At 71.4% G+C, this 18,542-nt stretch carries 19 protein-coding genes; 5 read left to right on the top strand and 14 right to left on the bottom strand.

Annotated features, from left to right (window positions below; translation table 11 throughout):
• Positions 1-87 precede the first annotated feature (87 nt).
• The 4 genes from der to OG570_RS27560 form a co-directional block, all read right to left on the bottom strand.
• Positions 88-1,596, bottom strand: a complete 1,509-nt coding sequence (gene der, locus OG570_RS27575; protein ID WP_247053933.1) for a ribosome biogenesis GTPase Der — start codon at positions 1,594-1,596, stop codon at positions 88-90.
• A gap of 16 nt (positions 1,597-1,612) precedes the next feature.
• Complete coding sequence (locus OG570_RS27570; RefSeq protein ID WP_256476009.1) at positions 1,613-2,215, bottom strand: lysophospholipid acyltransferase family protein; 603 nt, start codon at positions 2,213-2,215, stop codon at positions 1,613-1,615.
• 125 nt (positions 2,216-2,340) lie between these two features.
• Positions 2,341-3,045, bottom strand: a complete 705-nt coding sequence (gene cmk, locus OG570_RS27565; RefSeq protein ID WP_326951586.1) for a (d)CMP kinase — start codon at positions 3,043-3,045, stop codon at positions 2,341-2,343.
• 406 nt (positions 3,046-3,451) lie between these two features.
• Positions 3,452-4,018 (bottom strand): TetR/AcrR family transcriptional regulator, encoded by a 567-nt coding sequence (locus OG570_RS27560; protein ID WP_326952088.1) that lies wholly within the window; start codon positions 4,016-4,018, stop codon positions 3,452-3,454.
• Positions 4,019-4,110: 92 nt separating this feature from the next.
• On the opposite strand from OG570_RS27560, the gene OG570_RS27555 reads away from it, so the two are divergent.
• Genes OG570_RS27555 through OG570_RS27545 form a run of 3 tightly spaced genes read left to right on the top strand, consistent with a single transcriptional unit; the run spans position 4,111 to position 6,199 of the window.
• Positions 4,111-4,479, top strand: a complete 369-nt coding sequence (locus tag OG570_RS27555) for a DUF4267 domain-containing protein (protein ID WP_326952087.1) — start codon at positions 4,111-4,113, stop codon at positions 4,477-4,479.
• Positions 4,480-4,515: 36 nt separating this feature from the next.
• Entirely contained in the window at positions 4,516-4,998 is a 483-nt protein-coding gene (locus tag OG570_RS27550; protein WP_247053941.1) for a cation:proton antiporter regulatory subunit, read from the top strand.
• 7 nt (positions 4,999-5,005) lie between these two features.
• The gene (locus OG570_RS27545; RefSeq protein ID WP_326952086.1) at positions 5,006-6,199 is read left to right on the top strand and encodes a cation:proton antiporter; all 1,194 of its coding nucleotides are present in this window, start codon (positions 5,006-5,008) and stop codon (positions 6,197-6,199) included.
• Between the two features lie 67 nt (positions 6,200-6,266).
• Here OG570_RS27545 and OG570_RS27540 read toward each other — a convergent pair whose 3' ends face one another.
• Complete coding sequence (locus OG570_RS27540; protein ID WP_326952085.1) at positions 6,267-8,129, bottom strand: Xaa-Pro dipeptidyl-peptidase; 1,863 nt, start codon at positions 8,127-8,129, stop codon at positions 6,267-6,269.
• A gap of 65 nt (positions 8,130-8,194) precedes the next feature.
• Here OG570_RS27540 and OG570_RS27535 point away from each other — a divergent pair, with 65 nt between their 5' ends.
• Positions 8,195-9,010, top strand: coding sequence for a class I SAM-dependent methyltransferase (locus OG570_RS27535; RefSeq protein WP_326952084.1), 816 nt, complete (start codon positions 8,195-8,197; stop codon positions 9,008-9,010).
• Between the two features lie 21 nt (positions 9,011-9,031).
• Here the strand turns inward: OG570_RS27535 and OG570_RS27530 are convergent, their stop codons facing one another.
• The 6 genes from OG570_RS27530 to xerD all read right to left on the bottom strand — a co-directional run bounded on the left by OG570_RS27530 (position 9,032) and on the right by xerD (position 14,119).
• Positions 9,032-9,784 (bottom strand): pseudouridine synthase, encoded by a 753-nt coding sequence (locus tag OG570_RS27530; protein ID WP_247053949.1) that lies wholly within the window; start codon positions 9,782-9,784, stop codon positions 9,032-9,034.
• Entirely contained in the window at positions 9,771-10,718 is a 948-nt protein-coding gene (scpB, locus tag OG570_RS27525; RefSeq protein WP_326952083.1) for an SMC-Scp complex subunit ScpB, read from the bottom strand. The genes OG570_RS27530 and scpB overlap by 14 nt, the downstream gene beginning before the upstream one ends.
• Positions 10,715-11,683, bottom strand: coding sequence for a segregation and condensation protein A (locus OG570_RS27520; RefSeq protein ID WP_442788190.1), 969 nt, complete (start codon positions 11,681-11,683; stop codon positions 10,715-10,717). Before OG570_RS27520 ends, scpB begins: the two co-directional genes overlap by 4 nt.
• Entirely contained in the window at positions 11,683-12,102 is a 420-nt protein-coding gene (locus OG570_RS27515; RefSeq protein WP_247053953.1) for a cobyrinic acid a,c-diamide synthase, read from the bottom strand. The genes OG570_RS27520 and OG570_RS27515 overlap by 1 nt, the downstream gene beginning before the upstream one ends.
• Positions 12,099-13,070, bottom strand: a complete 972-nt coding sequence (locus OG570_RS27510; RefSeq protein ID WP_247053955.1) for a ParA family protein — start codon at positions 13,068-13,070, stop codon at positions 12,099-12,101. Before OG570_RS27510 ends, OG570_RS27515 begins: the two co-directional genes overlap by 4 nt.
• 146 nt (positions 13,071-13,216) lie before the next feature.
• A complete protein-coding gene (gene xerD / locus OG570_RS27505; protein WP_326951588.1) occupies positions 13,217-14,119 on the bottom strand; it encodes a site-specific tyrosine recombinase XerD in 903 nt (300 codons plus the stop codon).
• 109 nt (positions 14,120-14,228) lie between these two features.
• Between xerD and OG570_RS27500 the strand changes: the two genes are divergently transcribed.
• Positions 14,229-14,768 carry a DUF1707 domain-containing protein gene (locus OG570_RS27500; RefSeq protein WP_326952082.1) on the top strand — a complete coding sequence of 180 codons (540 nt, stop codon included), beginning with the start codon at positions 14,229-14,231 and terminating at the stop codon, positions 14,766-14,768.
• Positions 14,769-14,789: 21 nt separating this feature from the next.
• Here OG570_RS27500 and OG570_RS27495 read toward each other — a convergent pair whose 3' ends face one another.
• The 3 genes from OG570_RS27495 to OG570_RS27485 all read right to left on the bottom strand — a co-directional run bounded on the left by OG570_RS27495 (position 14,790) and on the right by OG570_RS27485 (position 18,356).
• A complete protein-coding gene (locus tag OG570_RS27495) occupies positions 14,790-15,419 on the bottom strand; it encodes an NUDIX hydrolase (RefSeq protein ID WP_326952081.1) in 630 nt (209 codons plus the stop codon).
• On the bottom strand, positions 15,416-17,116 hold the full coding sequence (locus OG570_RS27490; protein ID WP_247053961.1) for a CTP synthase: 1,701 nt from the start codon (positions 17,114-17,116) through the stop codon (positions 15,416-15,418). The genes OG570_RS27495 and OG570_RS27490 overlap by 4 nt, the downstream gene beginning before the upstream one ends.
• Positions 17,117-17,195: 79 nt before the next feature.
• Complete coding sequence (locus OG570_RS27485) at positions 17,196-18,356, bottom strand: acyltransferase (RefSeq protein ID WP_326952080.1); 1,161 nt, start codon at positions 18,354-18,356, stop codon at positions 17,196-17,198.
• Positions 18,357-18,542 lie beyond the last annotated feature (186 nt).

Raw genomic sequence — 18,542 nt, 5'->3', positions numbered from 1 at the left:
TGTCGTCCATCCAGGCACACGTGTCGTCCGTCGAGACACGCGAGTCGTCCGTCCGGGCCCGCGGGTTCGCCGGAACGGGTCAGGAAATCACCGGGATTTGGCGGGCCTGGCCGCTTTTCCGCCGGCCTTCGGCCGGGCCTTCTTTTCGCGGATGCGCACATTCACCCGGACGGGGCTGCCTTCGAAGCCGAACTGCTCGCGGAACCGCCGCTCGATGAACCGGCGGTAACCCGCCTCGAGGAAGCCGGTGGTGAACAGCACCAGCGTCGGCGGCCGGATGCCGGCCTGCGTCGCGAACAGCACCTTCGGCTGCTTGCCGGACCGGACCGGCGGCGGGGTGGCCGCGATCAGGTCGGACAGCCACGCGTTGAGCTGGCCGGTCGGCACCCGCTGGTCCCACGACTTCAGCGCGGTCCGCAGCGCCGGCGCGATCTTGCGCACCGACCGCCCGGTCAGCGCCGAGACGTTGACCTTCTCGGCCCACGGGACGCGGACCAGGCCGCGCTCCAGCTCGCGGATCATGGCGTGGCGGCGGTCCTCGTCGACCAGGTCCCACTTGTTGAACACCAGCACGCACGCGCGCCCGGCCTCGACGACCATGGTCAGCACCCGCAGGTCCTGCTCCGAGATCGGCTCGGCCGCGTCCAGCAGCACGACCGCGACCTCGGCCGCGTCGATCGCGGTCTTGGTGCGCAGCGAGGCGTAGTACTCGGCGCCCGCGGCGAAGTTGACGCGCTTGCGCAGGCCCGCGGTGTCGATGAACCGCCAGGTCTCGCCGTCCAGCTCGACCAGCGAGTCGACCGGGTCGACCGTGGTGCCGGCCACCGAGTCGACGACCGAGCGCTCTTCGCCGGAGATCTTGTTCAGCAGGCTCGACTTGCCCACGTTCGGCTTCCCGACCAGCGCGACACGCCGCGGGCCCGACGTCGCCGCGACGCCTTCGCGCGGCGCCTCGGGCAGGGTCTTGAGGATGGCGTCGAGCAGGTCGCCGGAGCTGCGGCCGTGCAGTGCGCTGACCGGGTGCGGCTCGCCGAGGCCGAGCGACCACAGCGACGCGGTGTCCGCGAGCAGCCGGTCGTCGTCGACCTTGTTCGCCACCAGCAGCACCGGCTTCTTCGAGCGGCGCAGCACCTTGGAGGCGGCTTCGTCGGTGGCCGTGGCCCCGACCGAGGCGTCGATCACCAGCAGGATCGCGTCGGCCGTCTGCATGGCCAGCTCGGCCTGCGCGGCGACGGAGGCCTGCAGCCCGGTCGCGTCCGGCTCCCAGCCGCCCGTGTCGACCAGGGTGAACTTGCGCCCACCCCAGTAGGCGTCGTAGGCGACGCGGTCGCGGGTGACGCCCGGCACGTCCTGCACCACGGCTTCGCGGCGGCCGATGATGCGGTTGACCAGCGTGGACTTGCCCACGTTCGGCCGCCCGACCACGGCGAGCACCGGTTGCGCGAGCGCGGCCTCCTCGGCCGCTTCCGCCGCCTCGATCTGCGCGTCGAGCCTGGCGAACTCGGTCTCGTCGGACCAGGTGCCGTCGATCTCGCCGACGCCGTCGATCGCCGCCGACGTACTCTCTCCCGCGGAGGCGGAATCAAACTCAGCCATCACTACCCAATTTCCCTTATGGCGTAACGAAACCGTTTTCGGTACGCCAATCGTCCAAAGTCTTCACGAGCGCCGCGAGCTCGCCGCGCAGCTCCTCGGTGCCCTGGTCGAGCCCGGTCTTCCCGGGTCCGACCTTCGGCGTGAACGGCTCCCCCACGAGGATGTCCACGCGCGGGCGCCAGCGCCGCTTGCCGTCCGCCGGTTTGAGCGTCCCGCGCGTCGCCACCGGCAGCACGACCGCGTCCGACGCCCGGACCAGCCACGCCGCGCCGCGTTCGGCCGCGCCGACGTCCCCGGCACCGCGGGTGCCCTCCGGGAAGATCCCGACGACCCCGCCGTCCTTGAGCACGCCGACCGCGGTCAGCAGCGGTTTCCGGTCGATCGCGCCGCGCTTGACCGGGATCTGCCCGATGGCCACGAGGAACCGGCCGGCCACGCCCTTGAACAGCTCGGCCTTGACCAGGAACGCCGAACGCCGCGGCAGCATTCCGAAGATCAGCTGCGGCTCGATCATCGAACTGTGGTTGGCGATCACCAGCACCGGCCCGCGGGCGGGCATGCGGTCACGGCCGTGCACACGGATGCGGAAGGCCGATCGCAAATGGTACCGGCCGAAGATCCGGCCGGCCTCGTGGAGCCAGCCGACGGAGCCCTCGGGCAGTCCGGCCGCCGATCTTTTCGGGGGGTCCAGGGGGGCTTGCCCCCCGGCCGGGGCCTGGGGCTCGGCCCCAGAGGACCCAGCTTTCATCGCGCGACCTCGGCGTTGCACCCCACCAGCAGGCCGCGGTGGCTGGCGAGCTCGCTGAGCGCGACGATCACCTGGTCGATGGACAGCTCGGACGTGTCGACCGGGACGGCGTCCTCGGCCGCGCGCAGCGGCGACGTCACGCGGGTCGAGTCGAGGTGGTCGCGGCGCTCGACGCTCGCCAGGGCGTCGGCGACCGACGACTTGCGCCCGGCCGCGGAGTCCTGGGTGCTGCGCCGCGACGCGCGGACGTCGGCCGAGGCGGTCAGGTAGACCTTGAGCGGCGAGTCCGGCGCGACGACGGTGCCGATGTCGCGGCCTTCGACGACGATCCCGCCGACGGTGTCCAGCACCTCGCCGATGATCCGCCGCTGCCGCGCCACGAGCAGCTCGCGCACGTGCGGCACGGCCGAGACGGGCGAGACGGCCTTGGTGACCTCGGGGCCGCGGATGTCGGCGGCGACGTCGCTGCCGGCCAGCCGGATCTCGGGCCGGTCGGGGCTGGTGCCGATGGCGAAGTCGGCGCGGCCGGCCAGGTCGGCGACGGCGTCGGCGTCAGCCGGGTCGACCCCGGCGCGCAGCACGGCGAGGGTGACCATCCGGTACATCGCGCCGGTGTCGAGGTAGCCCGCGCCGAGGCGCTGGGCGAGCTTGCGCGCGACGGTGGTCTTCCCGGTCCCCGACGGGCCGTCCAGCGCGACCACACCACGTAGGGCTCCCGTCACCGGCACTCTCCTCGCGTTCTCGTCTCGTTCGGGCCGTACCCCATTCTGCCGGGCGCGGTGCGAACGGGATCAGTCGGGACGCCTAGGCCTCCGAGCGCAACGCCGTGAAGGGCACCTTCACGGCATCGGCTTCGGGGCGGGACCCGCCCCTGAGCGAGCGCCTCGACCGTGTCGACCCTCCAGACACACGAGCCGACCCTCCAAGCACGCGAGCCGACCGTCTGGGCACGCAAGCCGACCCTCCAGGTACGCGAGCCGACCGTCCGGGTACGCGAGCCCCGGCCCGGCCGCCCCGCGCCGCCGCCGAGCGCGAAGCCGTGAATGCCGTGAATGGCACCCTCATGGCTTATAAGTCCCTGAAGGTGCCCCTCACGGCATTACGGCGTCAGGTTCCGGGCGCGCCGAAGCGGGCGACCACCACGGCCAGCCGCTCCGCGTGGTTCTCCGGGGAGAGCCGGTGGCCGCGGTCCAGCGTGATGAGCCCGTGGAGCGCGCCCCAGAACACCTCGGTCAGCGTGCCCGGCTGCTGGCTGCCGGCCACCGGCTCGACCACCGCGTACAGGCCCGCGAAGGCCTCCTGGAGCACGGGCGGCGTGTCGTCCCGCGCGAAGGGCAGGTCCGAGGCCAGCGTGAACATCGCGTCGTAGAGCGCGGGCTTGGCGTCGGCGAAGGCGACGTACGCGCCCGCGACCCCGGCGACACCGCCTTCGCGGGCGGCGGCCAGCACCGCGGCCAGCTCGGTGAAGCCCTCCAGCGCGGCCGCCGCCATGATCGCGTCCTTGCCGCCCGGGAAGTGGCTGTAGAGCACCGGCTGGCTGTACTCGATCAGCGCCGCGAGCCGCCGGGTGGTGACGGCGTCCCAGCCCTCCGCCTCGGCCAGCTCCCGGGCCGCGGAGACGATCCGCTGCCCGCGCTCGGACCGGTCGCGCACTCGCCGTTGTCGCTGGGTCATGACGGCGATACTAGCACTGCTAGACAATCTAGCGTCGCTAAGTTAGCGTTGCTAGTATTGCTAGCGCCGCTAGCTGACTGGAGGGAAACACCATGCTCATCGCCGGTTACGTCCTCGTGGCGATCGTCTCGCTCGGCATCATCTACGTCGGCCTGAACTACCTCTTCGCGCCGGCCAAGATCGCCGCGGGCTTCGGGTTCACCGAGGTCCCCGAAAACGCCGAAAGCTTCCTCAACGTCAAGGGCGGCCGTGACATCGGGGCCGGGCTGATCCCGCTGGCCCTGATGATCTACGGCGACCCGCACGCACTCGGCTGGGTCATCCTCGTCGCGGCCGTCTGGCCCGTCTTCGACATGCTGATCGTGCTGCGCCACGGCGGGAAGAAGGCCATCGCGTACAGCGTCCACGGCCTGACCGCCCTCGTGATGGTCATCGCGGCGGGCCTGCTCCTTCTCGGCTGAAAGTCGCGAATCGGACACGTGGGTTACGGTGGTTGGGTGAACGTCGAAGTAACCCCCCTGCCCGGCATCGGGGTCCGCAAGGACTTCGCCACCCGTACCGGCCGCCGCATCGGCGTCGTCACCCAGCGGGACGGACACCTCGAGCTGATCGTCTCCAAGACCGACGATCCCGACACCTGCGTCGCCTCGATCCCGCTGAGCGCCGACGAAGCGGGCGCGCTGGCCAACCTGCTCGGCGCGCCCCAGCTCGTCGCGCAGCTGACCGAGGAGCACCGGGACCTGCCCGGGATCAGCACCCGGCAGCTGCCGATCAAGCCGTCCGGCCCGTTCGACGGCCGCACGCTCGGCGACACGGCGATGCGCACCCGCACCGGGGTTTCGGTGGTCGCGGTGGCCCGCGCCGGCCAGGTGCACCCGTCGCCGACGCCGGACTTCACCCTCACCGGCGGCGACCTGCTGGTGACGGTGGGCACGAGCGAGGGCCTCGAGGCCGCCGTCAAGATCCTGAAGTACGGCTGAGCGCACGATGGACCACACCGCGCTGTCCCTGATCGAACTGGGGGCGGTCTTCTTCGTGCTGGGCGTGCTCGGGCGCTTGGCCGGGAAGATCGGCCTCTCCCCCATCCCGCTCTACCTGCTCGGCGGCCTCTGCTTCGGCTCCGGCGGGCTGATCCCGCTGACCGACATCGGCGGCTTCACGCACCTGGCCAGCGAAATCGGCGTCGTGCTGCTGCTCCTGCTGCTCGGCCTGGAGTACTCCGCGGCCGAGCTGTTCACCGGGCTGCGCCGCTCGTGGACGGCCGGGCTGGTCGACATCGTCCTCAACGCCGCCCCCGGCGCGGCCGTGGCGCTGCTGCTGGGCTGGGGCCCGGTCGGCGCGATGGTGATGGCGGGCGTCACGTACATCTCGTCGTCCGGGATCATCGCCAAGGTCCTCGGCGACCTCGGCAGGCTCGGCAACCGCGAGACGCCGGTGGTGCTGTCGATCCTCGTGTTCGAGGACCTGGTGATGGCGCTCTACCTGCCGATCCTCACCGCGGTGCTGGGCGGCGTCTCGCTGCTCGGCGGCATGGAGGCCGTCGGGATCTCGCTGCTGGTGATCACCGTGGTCCTGGTGATCGCGCTCAAGTTCGGCCGGTACGTCTCGGCGGCGGTCGACAGCCCGGACCGCGAGGTGTTCCTGCTCAAGGTGCTCGGCGCCGCGCTGCTGGTCGCGGGCATCGCGTCGGCCATGCAGGTGTCGGCCGCGGTCGGCGCGTTCCTGCTCGGCATCGCGATCTCCGGCTCGACGGCCGAGAACGCGACGCACATGCTCGAGCCGCTGCGGGACCTGTTCGCCGCGGTGTTCTTCGTGGTGTTCGGCCTCAACACGAACCCGGCGTCGATCCCGCCGGTGCTCGGCTGGGCCGTGGTGCTCGCGGTGGTCACGACGCTGACGAAGGTCGCCACCGGCTGGTGGGCCGCGCGCCGCCAGGGCATCGGGAAGATGGGCCGCGCCAGAGCCGGGGCGTCGCTGGTGGCCCGGGGCGAGTTCTCGATCGTCATCGCGGGCCTGGCGGTGACAGCGGGCGCGGTGGACGGCGAACTGGCCGCACTGGCGACGGCGTACGTCCTGCTGATGGCCATCCTGGGCCCGACGGCCGCCCGCGTCGTCGAGCCGATAGCCCGGGCGCTGCAACGAAAGTCGGCCACGCGCACCGCTCCCGCCGAAGCGAGCTAGCGTCGGCGCAAAGCCGTGAAGGCCTCCTTACCGGCTCTTATGGCCGGGAAGGAGGCCTTCACGGCTTTCAGCCCAGCTCCGCCCGGCCTGCCGACGGTACGAACGCGCCGCCATCGGGGGTCGGGTGGGTCGAGGCTGCCGGGAGGACTCCGGCCAGCGGGACCGAGATCGACGTCTTCCCCAGGTCCAGGGTGAGCCGGCCGGGCTGGGCCGGGCCGCGGATGAAGCTGCCGTCCGTGCCGCCGATGATCAGGGCCAGCGCGTGGCCCTTCGGCACGATGTGGTCCGTCGAGGCCAGGCGGAACGTCATCGTGTACGCCGTCCCCGGGGTCAGGACCCGTTCCTGCGTCAGGGAAGCGTAGTTCGCGAGGTCCGCCCAGCCGCGGCTGAGGATCGTGTAGTTCACCTTCTTCACGTCCGCGGAGGTCACGCGGTAACAACCGTCGTCACCCGCCGTCGACGAGCCCCAGCAGTTCTCCGTCGTCGCCGTCTTGATGCCCTCGCCGCTGCCCGCGAAGTTGCGGATGGTCGCCGCGCCGAGGTCCACGAGCACCGCCGAAACCCGCGCCGACGACGTGCTCGGCGTCGCCGTGACCGTCAGCGAAGACGTCCCGGACACCTGCAGGGCCGACGTCAGCGTCCCGGTCGAGTACGTCAGCGCCGCGCTGCCCGGGTTCGTCACCCAGGTGTCCTCGCCCACGTTCGGGTTGTCGGTGAACGACGCCGTACCCGGCGCCGCCGCGGTGCCGAGCTTGCCGCCCGCCTGCGGGCGCAACGCCGTCGCCACGGCGTTCGCGGCGGGGTACGCCGTCTGGTCCACCCACTGGTCCGGCTGCCGCTCGACGCTGGCCATCGGGCCGTTCTGGACGCCGTTGTCGATCCCGAGCAGGTAGTGGTCGAACCAGCGGTGCAGCAGGTCGACCCAGTCGGCACGGCGGTAGTCGAACGGGTCGACGTGCCCGGTCTGCGCGAGCCAGATCTTGCGCTCGACGTGGTTGGCGGCCAGCGCGTCCCACCACTGCCCGAAGTTGATCGTCTTGACGTTGAGGTCGTTGACGCCGTGCGAAAGCAACACGCTGGCGTGGACGTTGCGCGCCTGGGTGACGTAGTCCCGTGCGGCCCAGAGCGGCCCGTAGTCGCCGTTCGCGGTCGCTCCCGTGCTCAGGGCCTGGTTCTGCGCCGAGCAGTTCTGCCCGCTGTTGGCCGACTCGACGGTCTGCGCCAGCCCGGCCGGGTTCGAGCCGAACGACGCGCCGTCGGAGCGGTAGTAGTCGTACCAGGAGCTGATCGCCGAGATCGGCACGATCGTCTTCAGCCCGGCGACCCCGGTCGCGGCGACGCCGTTGGCGATCGTGCCGTCGTAGGACTTGCCGATCATGCCGACGTTCCCGGTGCTCCAGCCCGCCGTCACGGCGCTGCCGCCGGTCTTCGCGCTGTACCCGGTGGCGCGGCCGTTCAGCCAGTCGACCACCTTGCGCGCCGAGTCGACGTCGGACGGGCCGCCGACGTCCGCGCAGCCGGCCGACCGGTTCGTCCCGGCCAGGTCGACGAGCACCGCCGCGTACCCGCGCGGCACGAAGTAGTTGTCGTAGAACAGCGGGAACTTCACCGGCTTCCCGGCGCTGTCGTAGCTCTTCAGCTCACTCTCGTTGCCGCGCCCGCAGCAGGAGTAGTACGGGCTGGCGTCCATGATCACCGGCACCTTGGTGCCCTGCGCCGCGGGCTCGGCCGGGCGCACGATGTCGGCGGCGACCCGGTCGGGCTTGCCGTCGCCGTCGCCGTCGCGGCCGATGTCGACCCAGACGGTCTCCCGGATCGCCTTCGTGTAGTCGTAGGTGGGTTCGCTCGCCCGGGGCGCCGCGGCCACGGCCGGGGCGAGCGCGCCGAACAGGACCACCGCGAGGATTCCGCACACCAGACCGGATCGCATGCGCGTCACGCTACGAGCCGGAGATCGTTCCCGCCACGGCGGAAAGTCGGGCGTAGCTTGGCGTCATGACGGAGTCCCTGCCCGCGGTAGGCCGCACGGCCGTCGGCGTCGCCGCGTTACGCGCCCTGGAAAGCCGCCGTCCGGACCGGCTGTTCGACGACCCGTACGCCACCGCGTTCTACGAGGCGGGCCGCTCGGTGCTGCCCGAGCCCGGCGACGGGACGCGGGACGGCCTCGGCCCGCTCTTCGCCGCCCAGGTGGCGATCCGCACGCGGTTCTACGACGACTACCTGCTCGACGCCGGGTGTGCCCAGGTGGTGCTGCTCGCGGCCGGGCTGGACGCACGCGCGTTCCGGCTGGCGTGGCCGCCGGGGGTCCGGCTCTTCGAGCTGGACCTGCCGGAGGTGCTGGCCTTCAAGGACCAGGTGCTGACCGGGCAGGGCGCGCAACCGTCGTGCGAGCGGGTCGTCGTCCCGGCGGACCTGCGCGAAGACTGGGCGAGCGCGCTGAGGGACGCCGGGTTCGACCCCGGCGTCCCGACCGCGTGGCTGGCCGAGGGCCTGCTCGTCTACCTGTCCGCCGAAGACGCCGGCAAGCTGCTCACCACGGTGAGCGAGCTGTCGGCGCCAGGCAGCCGGGTGTCGTTCGAGCACCGGCCCACCGACACCGCGGACGGGCTGCTGGCCCGGGCGCGGGCGACCCCGACCGGCGAGCGCGTCACGCGCCTGTGGCTCGGCGGGCTGGGCGGCCGCGCGCCGGAGTGGCTGCGCGACCACGGCTGGCGGCCGACCACGCACACCCGCGCCGAGCTGGCCGAGGACTACGGCCGCCCGGCCTCCGACGATCAGACCGCCGGCGGGTTCGTCAGCGCCGTGCGGTGACAGCCGGGCCCGAAAGCCGGGTCAGAGCTCGACGTTGCGGTAGAGCGCGCCGACCTCGCCCTTCGTCAGCCGCCGGATCGAGCCGACGCGCTGGTTGCCGAGCTGGACGTCGCCGATCGCGGTGCGGACCAGCTTGAGCACCGGGTGCCCGGCGTCCTTGAGCAGCCGCCGCACGATGTGCTTGCGGCCCTCGTGGATCACCAGCTCGACCAGGGACTTGCCGGAGTGCATGTCCTTGACGCGGAACTGGTCGACCTTCACCAGGCCGTCCGGCAGCTCCCAGCCGTTGCGCAGCTCCTTGCCGAGCCCGCGCGGCACCAGGCCGTCGACCTCGGCCAGGTAGGTCTTGAGCACCTGGTAGGACGGGTGCATCAGCCGGTGGCCGAGGTCACCGTCGTTGGTCAGCAGCAGCAGGCCCTCGGTGTTCTCGTCGAGCCGGCCGACGTGCACGACGCCGGGCGTCTCCTCGTACCGGCCCATCAGGTACTCGCCGACGCAGGGGCGGCCGCGGTCGTCCGACATCGTCGAGTGGACGCCCTTGGGCTTGTTCAGCGCCAGGTAGATCAGGTCGTCGCGCAGGTTCACGCGGGTGCCGTCGACGTGGATGACCGCTACGTCCGGGTCGACGCGGCGCCCCTGCTCGGTGACGACCTCGCCGTTCACCTCGACCCGGCCGGCGGCGATCAGGTCCTCCGCCGCGCGCCGGGAGGCGACCCCGGCTTGCGACAGCACCTTCTGCAGCCGGATGCCGTCGGGGTGTTCACTGGAAGTCATCGATGGTGTCCACTTCGGGTAGCAACGGAGCGATGGCCGGCAGGTCGTTCAGTGACGACAGCCCCAGTCGCTCCAGGAACAGCTCGGTCGTCACGTACAGCGTCCCGGTCGTCTCGGGGTCGGTCCCCATCTCGCCGATGAGGCCGCGCGCGAGCAACGTCCGGATGACACCGTCCACGTTCACGCCGCGCACCGCGGCGACCCTGGAACGGGTCACCGGTTGCCGGTACGCGATCACGGCGAGGCTCTCCAGCGCGGCCCGGGTCAGCTTCGACCGCTGGCCGTCCAGCAGGAGCTTCTCCACGAACGGGGCATAGACGTCTCTAGTGTAGAACCGCCACCCTTCGCCGACGCGCCGCAGGTCGATCCCGCTGGTCCGGTCGGTGAACTTCTGGGCCATGGTGCGCAGCGCGACGATGATCCGGGCCTTGGGTTGCTGCAGGGTGTCGGCCAGGGATTCCTCGCTCGCGGGCGAGTCGACGACCAGCAGCAGCGCCTCGAGCGCGGCTTCGAGAGCCTCGTCGGAAGTGATGTCGGGCAGCGAGTCGGCATCCCCGGCGGCGACGAGATCCGACGCGGGATCGTCGACGGCCGCGGGTTCAGCAGGCTCGGCGGCGGCTTGCGCGGGCGCGACGGCATCGGCCGCGGCCTGGTTCGGCGCGACCTCGTCGGCAGGAGGCTCCTCGGCGGCGACTTCCTCGACCACCGCCTCCGCGACCGCGGGCTCGTCGGCAGCGGTCTCTTCAGCGGCGGCCGGCTCCACGAGCGGCTCCACCGGGTCGCCGTCCTCGGTCACCGGCTCGCCGGACAGGGCCTCGTCCAGGGCCAGCTCCGCCGCGGCCTCGGCGGGTTCTTCACTCGCCGGCGGCTCCGGCGCCGCGATCTCGGCCGCCACGTCGTCGTCGCGGACCCGGTCGTTGTCTTCGGGGCTCACCCGTACTCCTCCTCGTCTCCGGCGGCGTCGGCAGCGAGATCCTGCTCGGCCGCCACGGAGGCTTCTTCCTGCGATCCGCCGGTCCAGCGCACGTGCAGCTCGGCCAGCGCCTCCGACTGCTCGAACTGCACCGTCGCCTCGCGGTAGAGCTCCAGCAGGGCCAGGAACCGCGCCACGATCTCGACCGTGTGTTCGCAGTCGTCGACCAGCTCACTGAACGTCGCCTGGCCGCGTTCGGCCAGCATCACCCGCAGCAGCGCCGCGTGCTCGCGCACCGACACGCGTCCCATGTGGATGTGGGCGATCGACACCGTCGGCGGCGGTTTCGGCTTGAACACCGTGACGGCGATGTCGGCGAACTTCGCCGGCGTCACGCCCAGCATCACCTCGGGCAGCAGCCCGACGAACCGCTCCTCCAGCGCCACCGACCGCGGGTACCGCCGCAGCGCGCCCTGTTCCAGCTCGCCGAACAACGCCGCCACCTGCTTGTACGCGCGGTACTGCAGGATCCGGGCGAACAGCAGGTCACGGGCCTCGAGCAGGGCGAGGTCGTCCTCGTTCTCCACCTCGGCCGACGGCAGCAGCCGCGCGGCCTTGAGGTCGAGCAGGGTCGCCGCGATGACCAGGAACTCGGTCGTCTCGTCGAGGTTCCAGTCCGTGCCCAGCGCCCGGGTGTAGGCGATGAAGTCGTCGGTGACCCGGTGCAGCGCCACCTCGGTGACGTCGAGCTGGTGCTGCGAGATCAGCTGCAGCAGCAGGTCGAACGGCCCCTCGAAGTTGGCCAGCCGCACCTTGAACTTCGACGTGCTCAGTTCCTCGTTGGCCAGGCCTTCGGGGACCATGCCGCCGTGCACCGTCTGGTGTTCGTGCGGTTGCTCGTCCGGGGCCGGGTCGTCGGGGGTCGGTTCCTCAGGGGCCTCTCCGACCGGCTCCGGCGGCGTTTCGGCCGATGCCGGGGTGTCCATCAGCCCTCGGTTTCGCCGCCGTCTGAGCCGACCACCCGCAACCGCTGCACCAGCACCGAGTCCTCGCCGTTCGCGTCGAAGTCGGCCAGCAGCACCGCGACGGCCTCGCGGACCAGCCGGCCGCGGTCGACGACCAGCTCGTGCTTGGCCCGCAGCGTCAGCCGGGCCTGCTCCATCGCGACCAGCTCGTCACCGGAGACGTAGACGGTGATCTTCGCGTCGTGCTTGGTCCGGCCGGAGCCGTGCGGGGCGTCGCCGCTGCGGGCGAGCTGCTCCGTGCGGCCGTGGCCCGCCTTGCCGTTGCCGTTCTCGACGGGTTCGGCGGGCGCGGGCGACGTCTGGGGCGGCAGGTCGAGAGCGGGGCTGGAGGTGATGCGGAAGAGTTCCGACGCTCCGGGCAGGGAAGCGCGCCTGCTCACCGACCGATCACCTCGCGAGCCAGCTGGCGGTACGCCGCCGCGCCGGCCGACTTGGGGGCCCAGGTCGTGATCGGCTCACCCGCGACCGTCGTCTCGGGGAACCGCACCGTGCGGTTGATGACCGTGTCGAACACGATCTCGCCGAATGCCTCCACCACGCGAGCCATGACCTCCTTCGAGTGCAGGGTTCTCGGGTCGTACATGGTGGCGAGAATCCCGACTATGTCCAGTTTGGGGTTGAGGCGTTCCTGCACCTTCTCGATCGTGTCGATCAGGAGCGCTACACCTCGCAGACTGAAGAACTCGCACTCCAACGGGATGATCACGCCGTCCGCGGCGGTCAGCGCGTTCACCGTGAGCAGGCCGAGCGAGGGCTGGCAGTCGACAAGAACATAGTCGTAGTCGTTCATGACCGGACGAAGGACCCGTAACAACGTGTGTTCGCGCCCTACCTCAGCGACGAGCTGGACCTCCGCCGCGGAGAGGTCGATGTTGCTCGGCAGCAGGTCAACGCCGTCGACGCGGGTTTTCAGCAGCACGTCGGTGGCGCTGACGGCCCGCTCCATGATGGCGTTGTAGACCGTGTGGTCCAGTTCGTGCGGCTGGATGCCGAGACCGACGGCGAGCGCGCCCTGCGGGTCGAAGTCGACGAGCAGCACCTTGCGGCCGTACTCGGCGAGCGCGGCACCCAGGTTGATGGTCGACGTCGTCTTGCCGACGCCGCCCTTCTGGTTGCACATCGCCATGATCTTCGCCGGGCCGTGGCGCTCCAGCGGCGGCGGCTCGGGGATCTCGCGGATCGGGCGGCCGGTCGGCCCGATGCCCTCGAGCTTCACCTTCCGCCCGTTGCGCTCTCTCGATTCGTCACCGTCGTGGTGGGCGGGGGTGGCGATGGTGACGTGCTGGAGGTTCGCCGCGGCCGACCCGGCGGACGCGGCCGGTACGGCCGGCTGGTTCGGTGTCGACATGGCGAGAAGGCTCCTTGTCCGTGGCGTCCGGGGCAGCCTATGCGCGGACTCGGAGCCCCGGCAAAGCAACGCGCCGGACCCGAGGGGGCAATGTCAGTCGGCCGTCGGTCCAGGTTAGGAGGGCTGTGGCGCCGCCGTTGGGCCGGCTAGCCCAACGCCCGGGGGTGCGCCGTCGCGTAGACCTCGCGCAGCGTGTTGACCGTGACCAGCGTGTACACCTGCGTCGTGGTCACCGACGCGTGGCCGAGCAGTTCCTGCACGACGCGGACGTCCGCGCCGCCTTCGAGCAGATGCGTGGCGAAGGAGTGGCGCAGCGTGTGCGGCGAGACGGCGGCGGCGATCCCGGCGCGCTCGGCGGTGTCCTTGAGGACCTGCCACGCGCTCTGCCGCGAAAGCCTGCTGCCGCGGACGTTGAGGAACATCGCCGCGGTGCCGCGGCCGTGCGCGGCGAGCACGGGCCGCGCGCGGACGGTGTAGGCGTGCAGCGCGGCGATCGCGGGCCGGCCGACCGGCACCAGCCGCTGCTTGCCGCCCTTGCCGTCGAGCAGGACGGTGCGTTCGTCGTCGTCGACGTCGTCCAGGTCGAGGCCGACGGCCTCGGAGATCCGGGCGCCGGTCGAGTAGAGCAGCTCCAGCAGCGCCCGGTCGCGCAGCGCGCGTTCGCCGTCCGGCGCCGGGGTCTCCAGCAGCCGCAGCACGTCGTCGACCGGCAGGGCCTTGGGCAGCCGTTTCGCCGGCGTCGGCGGCCGGACCTCGCGGGCCGGGTTGTGCTCGGTGACGCCCTCGGCGTGCGCGAACTTGTGCAGGCCCCGCACGGCGACCAGCGCCCGGGCGGCCGACGACGCGGCCAGCGGCTGGTGCTCGGCGTCGCCTTCGCGCAGCGCGGCGCCGAACGAGGTGACGTGGGCGGCCGTGATGTCGGCGATCTCCGCGACGCCGGAGCCGTCGAGGTGCGCGGCGTAGCGGCGCAGGTCACGGGCGTAGCTGTCGAGGGTGTTGCGCGCGGTCCCGCGTTCGACGACCAGGTGGTCGAGGTAGGCGGCGATCACGTCGGCCGTGCGGTGCGGGCTGGAGGCCACGCCGGTCACCTTAGGCCGTGCGGGCACCGTGACCCGGGAGAAACCCCGTTCTCAGCTTCGCGCGGTTACCTTGGATTTCATGGAGTCCGACGAGCTCCGCATCGGCACGGCCGAGCGGGAAGAGGCGGCGAGACTGCTCGCCGACCACTTCGGCATGGGCCGCATCACCCCCGACGAGTACGAGGCGCGGGTGACCGACGCCTACGCCGCCGTGACCCTGGGCGCGTTACGGCCGCTGTTCCGCGACCTGCCGCAGCCGCACCCGGGGTTCCTCGCGCCGCCGCAGCTGCCGATGTACACGCAGCCGACGATGCAGCTGCCGATGTACGGGCCGCCCCCGATGCCGTCTTCCATGCCGGTCCCGATGCCGTACGCGCCGCCGATGCCGATGCCGATGCCGATGCCGACGTCCTACCGGTCCAAGACCGTGGCCGGGGTGCTCCAGATCGTGCTGCCGTTCGGCGTCGGCCGGTTCTACACCGGGCAGATCGGGCTGGGCCTGCTCCAGCTCCTCGTGGTCCTGCTGACCGGGATCGGCGTGCTCTGGCCGATCGTCGACGGCGTCATGCTGCTGGCCAACGGCGGCCTGGACGCCGAAGGCCGCCCGCTGCGCCCCTGAGGCCGGGGCGCAGCGGACAGCTCAGGCTTCGCGTCGCTTGGCGAATGCCGTCGGGCGGTCGCGCCACGGCGCGTCGGCCGGGCGGGGTTCCGCGCCGCCGGTGACCACCGCCTGCGCGGCCAGCACCCCCGACACCGTGGCGCCGTTCACCAGCTCGCCCGCCAAGGCCATCCGGACCGCCTCGGCCAGCGGGAACTTGCGGACGACCAGGTCGGCCTCCTCGTCCCCGAGCACGTCACGCTCCACATCGGACAGTCCGCGGGCCAGGAAGATCCGCACCACCTCGTCGGTGAAGCCGGGTGACGCCGCGACGTCGACCAGGGTCGCCCAGTCGGCGGCGGCCAGCCCGACCTCCTCGACGAGCTCCCGCTTCGCCGTGCCGACCGGGTCCTCGCCGAGGTGATCGATCAGGCCGGCGGGCAGCTCCCACAGCCGGTGCCCCATCGGGTGCCGGTACTGGTGCACGAACGTGACCTGCTGGTCCTCGTCCAGCGCGACGATCGCGACCGCGCCCAGGTGCTCGATGACCTCGCGGGCCGCGGTGTTGCCACCCGGCATCACCACCTGGTCGATCCGCAGGCCGACGACGCGTCCGATGTGGACGTCGCGGCTGGCGGCGACGGTGAACTCGTGCTCTCCCGGCGCGGTCACCGGGCGGCCACGGGGGCTTCGGGCAGCTCGACCGGCAGCCGCTCGGCGACCTTGCGGTCCACCACGGCCTTGACGAACGCGCTGAACAGCGGGTGCGGCCGGGTCGGGCGGCTCTTCAGCTCGGGGTGCGCCTGGGTGCCGACGAAGAACGGGTGCTTGTCGGCGGGCAGCTCGACGAACTCGACCAGGCGGTCGTCCGGCGACGTGCCGGAGAACACCAGGCCGGCGTCGGTGAGCTGCTTGCGGTAGGCGTTGTTCACCTCGTAGCGGTGCCGGTGGCGCTCGGACACCTCGGTGGTGCCGTACGCCTTCGCGACCTGCGAGCCCGGCTTGAGCTTCGCCGGGTACGCGCCGAGCCGCATGGTGCCGCCCATGTCGCGTTCGCCCGCGACGACGTCGCGCTGGTCGGCCATCGTCGAGATCACCGGGTGCTCGGTGTTCTCGTCGAACTCCGACGACCCGGCGTCGGTGATGCCGGCCAGGTGCCGGGCGCCCTCGATGACCATGCACTGCAGGCCGAGGCACAGGCCGAGCAGCGGCACGCCGCGGGTGCGGGCGTACTCGATCGCGCCGACCTTGCCCTCGATGCCGCGGATGCCGAACCCGCCCGGGATCAGCACACCGTCCACATCGGACAGCACGGACGCCGCACCGGACGCGGTCTGCGCGTCGTCGGAGGCGACCCAGACGATCTCGACCTTGGCCCGGTGCGCGAACCCGCCCGCGCGCAGCGCCTCGGTGACCGAGAGGTAGGCGTCCGGCAGGTCGATGTACTTGCCGACGACCGCGATCTTCACCGTCTCGCTCGGGTTGTGCACCCGGTCGAGCAGGTCGCCCCACACCGTCCAGTCGACGTCGCGGAACGGCAGCCCGAGGCGGCGCACCACGTAGGCGTCGAGCGCCTCGCGGTGCAGCACCTTCGGGATGTCGTAGATCGACCGCGCGTCCGGGCAGGCGACGACGGCCTCGTTGTCGACGTCGCACATCAGGCCGATCTTGCGCTTGAGGTCCTCGGGGATCTCCCGGTCGGCCCGGCAGACCAGCGCGTCGGGCTGGATGCCGATGTTGCGCAGCGCGGCAACCGAGTGCTGGGTCGGCTTCGTCTTGAGCTCGCCCGACGGCGCCAGGTACGGCACCAGCGAGACGTGCAGGAAGAAGCACTGGTCGCGGCCGACGTCGTGGCGGACCTGGCGGCACGCCTCCAGGAACGGCAGCGACTCGATGTCGCCGACCGTGCCGCCGACCTCGGTGATGACGACGTCCGGGGCGTTCCCGGCCTCGTCGGGCTCGGCGGCCGCGGTGATCCGGGACTTGATCTCGTCGGTGATGTGCGGAATGACCTGCACCGTGTCGCCGAGGTACTCGCCGCGGCGTTCCTTGGCGATCACCTCGGAGTAGACCTGGCCGGTCGTGACGTTGGCCTTGCCGTCGAGGGAGCGGTCGAGGAAGCGCTCGTAGTGCCCGATGTCGAGGTCGGTCTCGGCGCCGTCGTCGGTGACGAACACCTCACCGTGCTGGAACGGGTTCATCGTCCCGGGGTCGACGTTGAGGTACGGATCGAGCTTCTGCATCGTGACGCGAAGCCCGCGCGCGGTAAGGAGTTGCCCCAGGCTCGAGGCCGTGAGTCCCTTACCCAGAGAGGAGGCGACGCCTCCGGTGACAAATACGTACTTGGTAGCCCGCGACTGAAGTCCCACGGGCCGCCAGCATATCCGAAGGCCGCGGATCCGCATGCTGCGACATGCCCGAACGGCGTTTTGTGCCCCTGACCACGCGTCAGGCGGCGACCTTCGCCAAGCGCAGCCGGGGGCGCCCGGTCAGCGCGCGGCTGCCCGGCAGCCGGCGCAGCACCTCGACGATGACGATCGTCAGCGCGATCGTGGCGACGTAGATGACCGCGCTGAGCCACGGCGCGCCGAAGCGCTCCGCCACGTGCGGGATGACCGGGCCGAGCAGGGCCAGCGCGAGCGGGTGGACCAGGAAGATGCTGAACGACCGGTTCGCCGCCCAGGAGACCAGCCGGGCACCCTTGCCGCCCTCCCGGCGGCGCGCGGCCCACCACGTGGTGAACGCGTAGATCGCCGCGATGACCGTGAGGAACCACGGGATCAGGTACGGCTGGAACGGGTCGCTGGCCACCTGCGGGAACGTTCCACTGTGGACGGTCCGGAGGTAGTACCACTCGGTGCCGGCCAGCACCGCCACCAGCGCGCCGCCGAGCAGCAGCCGGTGCCGGCCGACCCAGGCGTGCACCGTCTCGAAGTGCATCGCGATCACGGCGCCGAAGAGCGTGTAGAACTGGTACGGCAGGATCGTGGCGTACAGGTGCGTGATCGTCTCGTAGCTCACGCCCAGCGGCTGGTAGGTCATGAACGCGACCACGCCGACCTGCACCAGCCCGCTGCCCAGCAGCAGCCACCGGTGCTTGCCCGCAGTGGCCCGCAGGAGCTTCATCAGGAACGGGAACAGCAGGTAGACCTGCATCGTCACGAGCAGGAAGTACAGGTGGTACCAGGCGCCGCCGGTGACGAGGTCGGTCAGCAGCAGCCGCATCGACGCCTCGAGCGAGCCGGGCTGCTGCCCGCCGGTGACCAGCGAATACGCCCAGAAGAACATGGTCCACGCGAGGTAGGGCGTCGCGACCAGCGGCAGCCGGCGGCGCCAGAAATCACCCGCCGTCAGCTCGCGGCCGCGGTTCTGGAACACCAGCACGAACCCGGTCAGCGCGAAGAACGCCTCACGCGTGAAGTGCAGCGGGGTCTCGACGGCATTCGCCCCGACGTCCTGCGCGAAGTTCGTCGCGCCGACCACGTGGATCAGGATCACGCAGGCGAAGGTGATCAACCGGAACAGGTCGATCTGGTGGAGGTAGGGCGCTTTGCCGCCCGGTCTCGTGCCGCGGGCGGGGGCCTCGAGCGTGGCCTGGGCGGTCGTCATCGTGCCACCTTCACGGCACCAGATTCGGCGTTGATCACGGTGTCAGGTTTGCCGCCCATTCTGTGAATTTCCCATGTACCCACTGGGAGCCGCCTGTTGGACCAGCTCCCGCGCGCTGTCGGATATGCCACGTCGGCTCAGGGAGCGGGGAGCCGACGATCATGTTAATGGGTGAGCTTTCCGGCA

Origin of the sequence: Amycolatopsis sp. NBC_01286 (genome assembly GCF_035982555.1) — a bacterium.
Taxonomy (GTDB): Bacteria; Actinomycetota; Actinomycetes; order Mycobacteriales; family Pseudonocardiaceae; genus Amycolatopsis.
The sequence above is the reverse complement of the archived record's forward strand: the minus strand, read 5'-3'. Positions and strand labels throughout refer to the sequence as shown.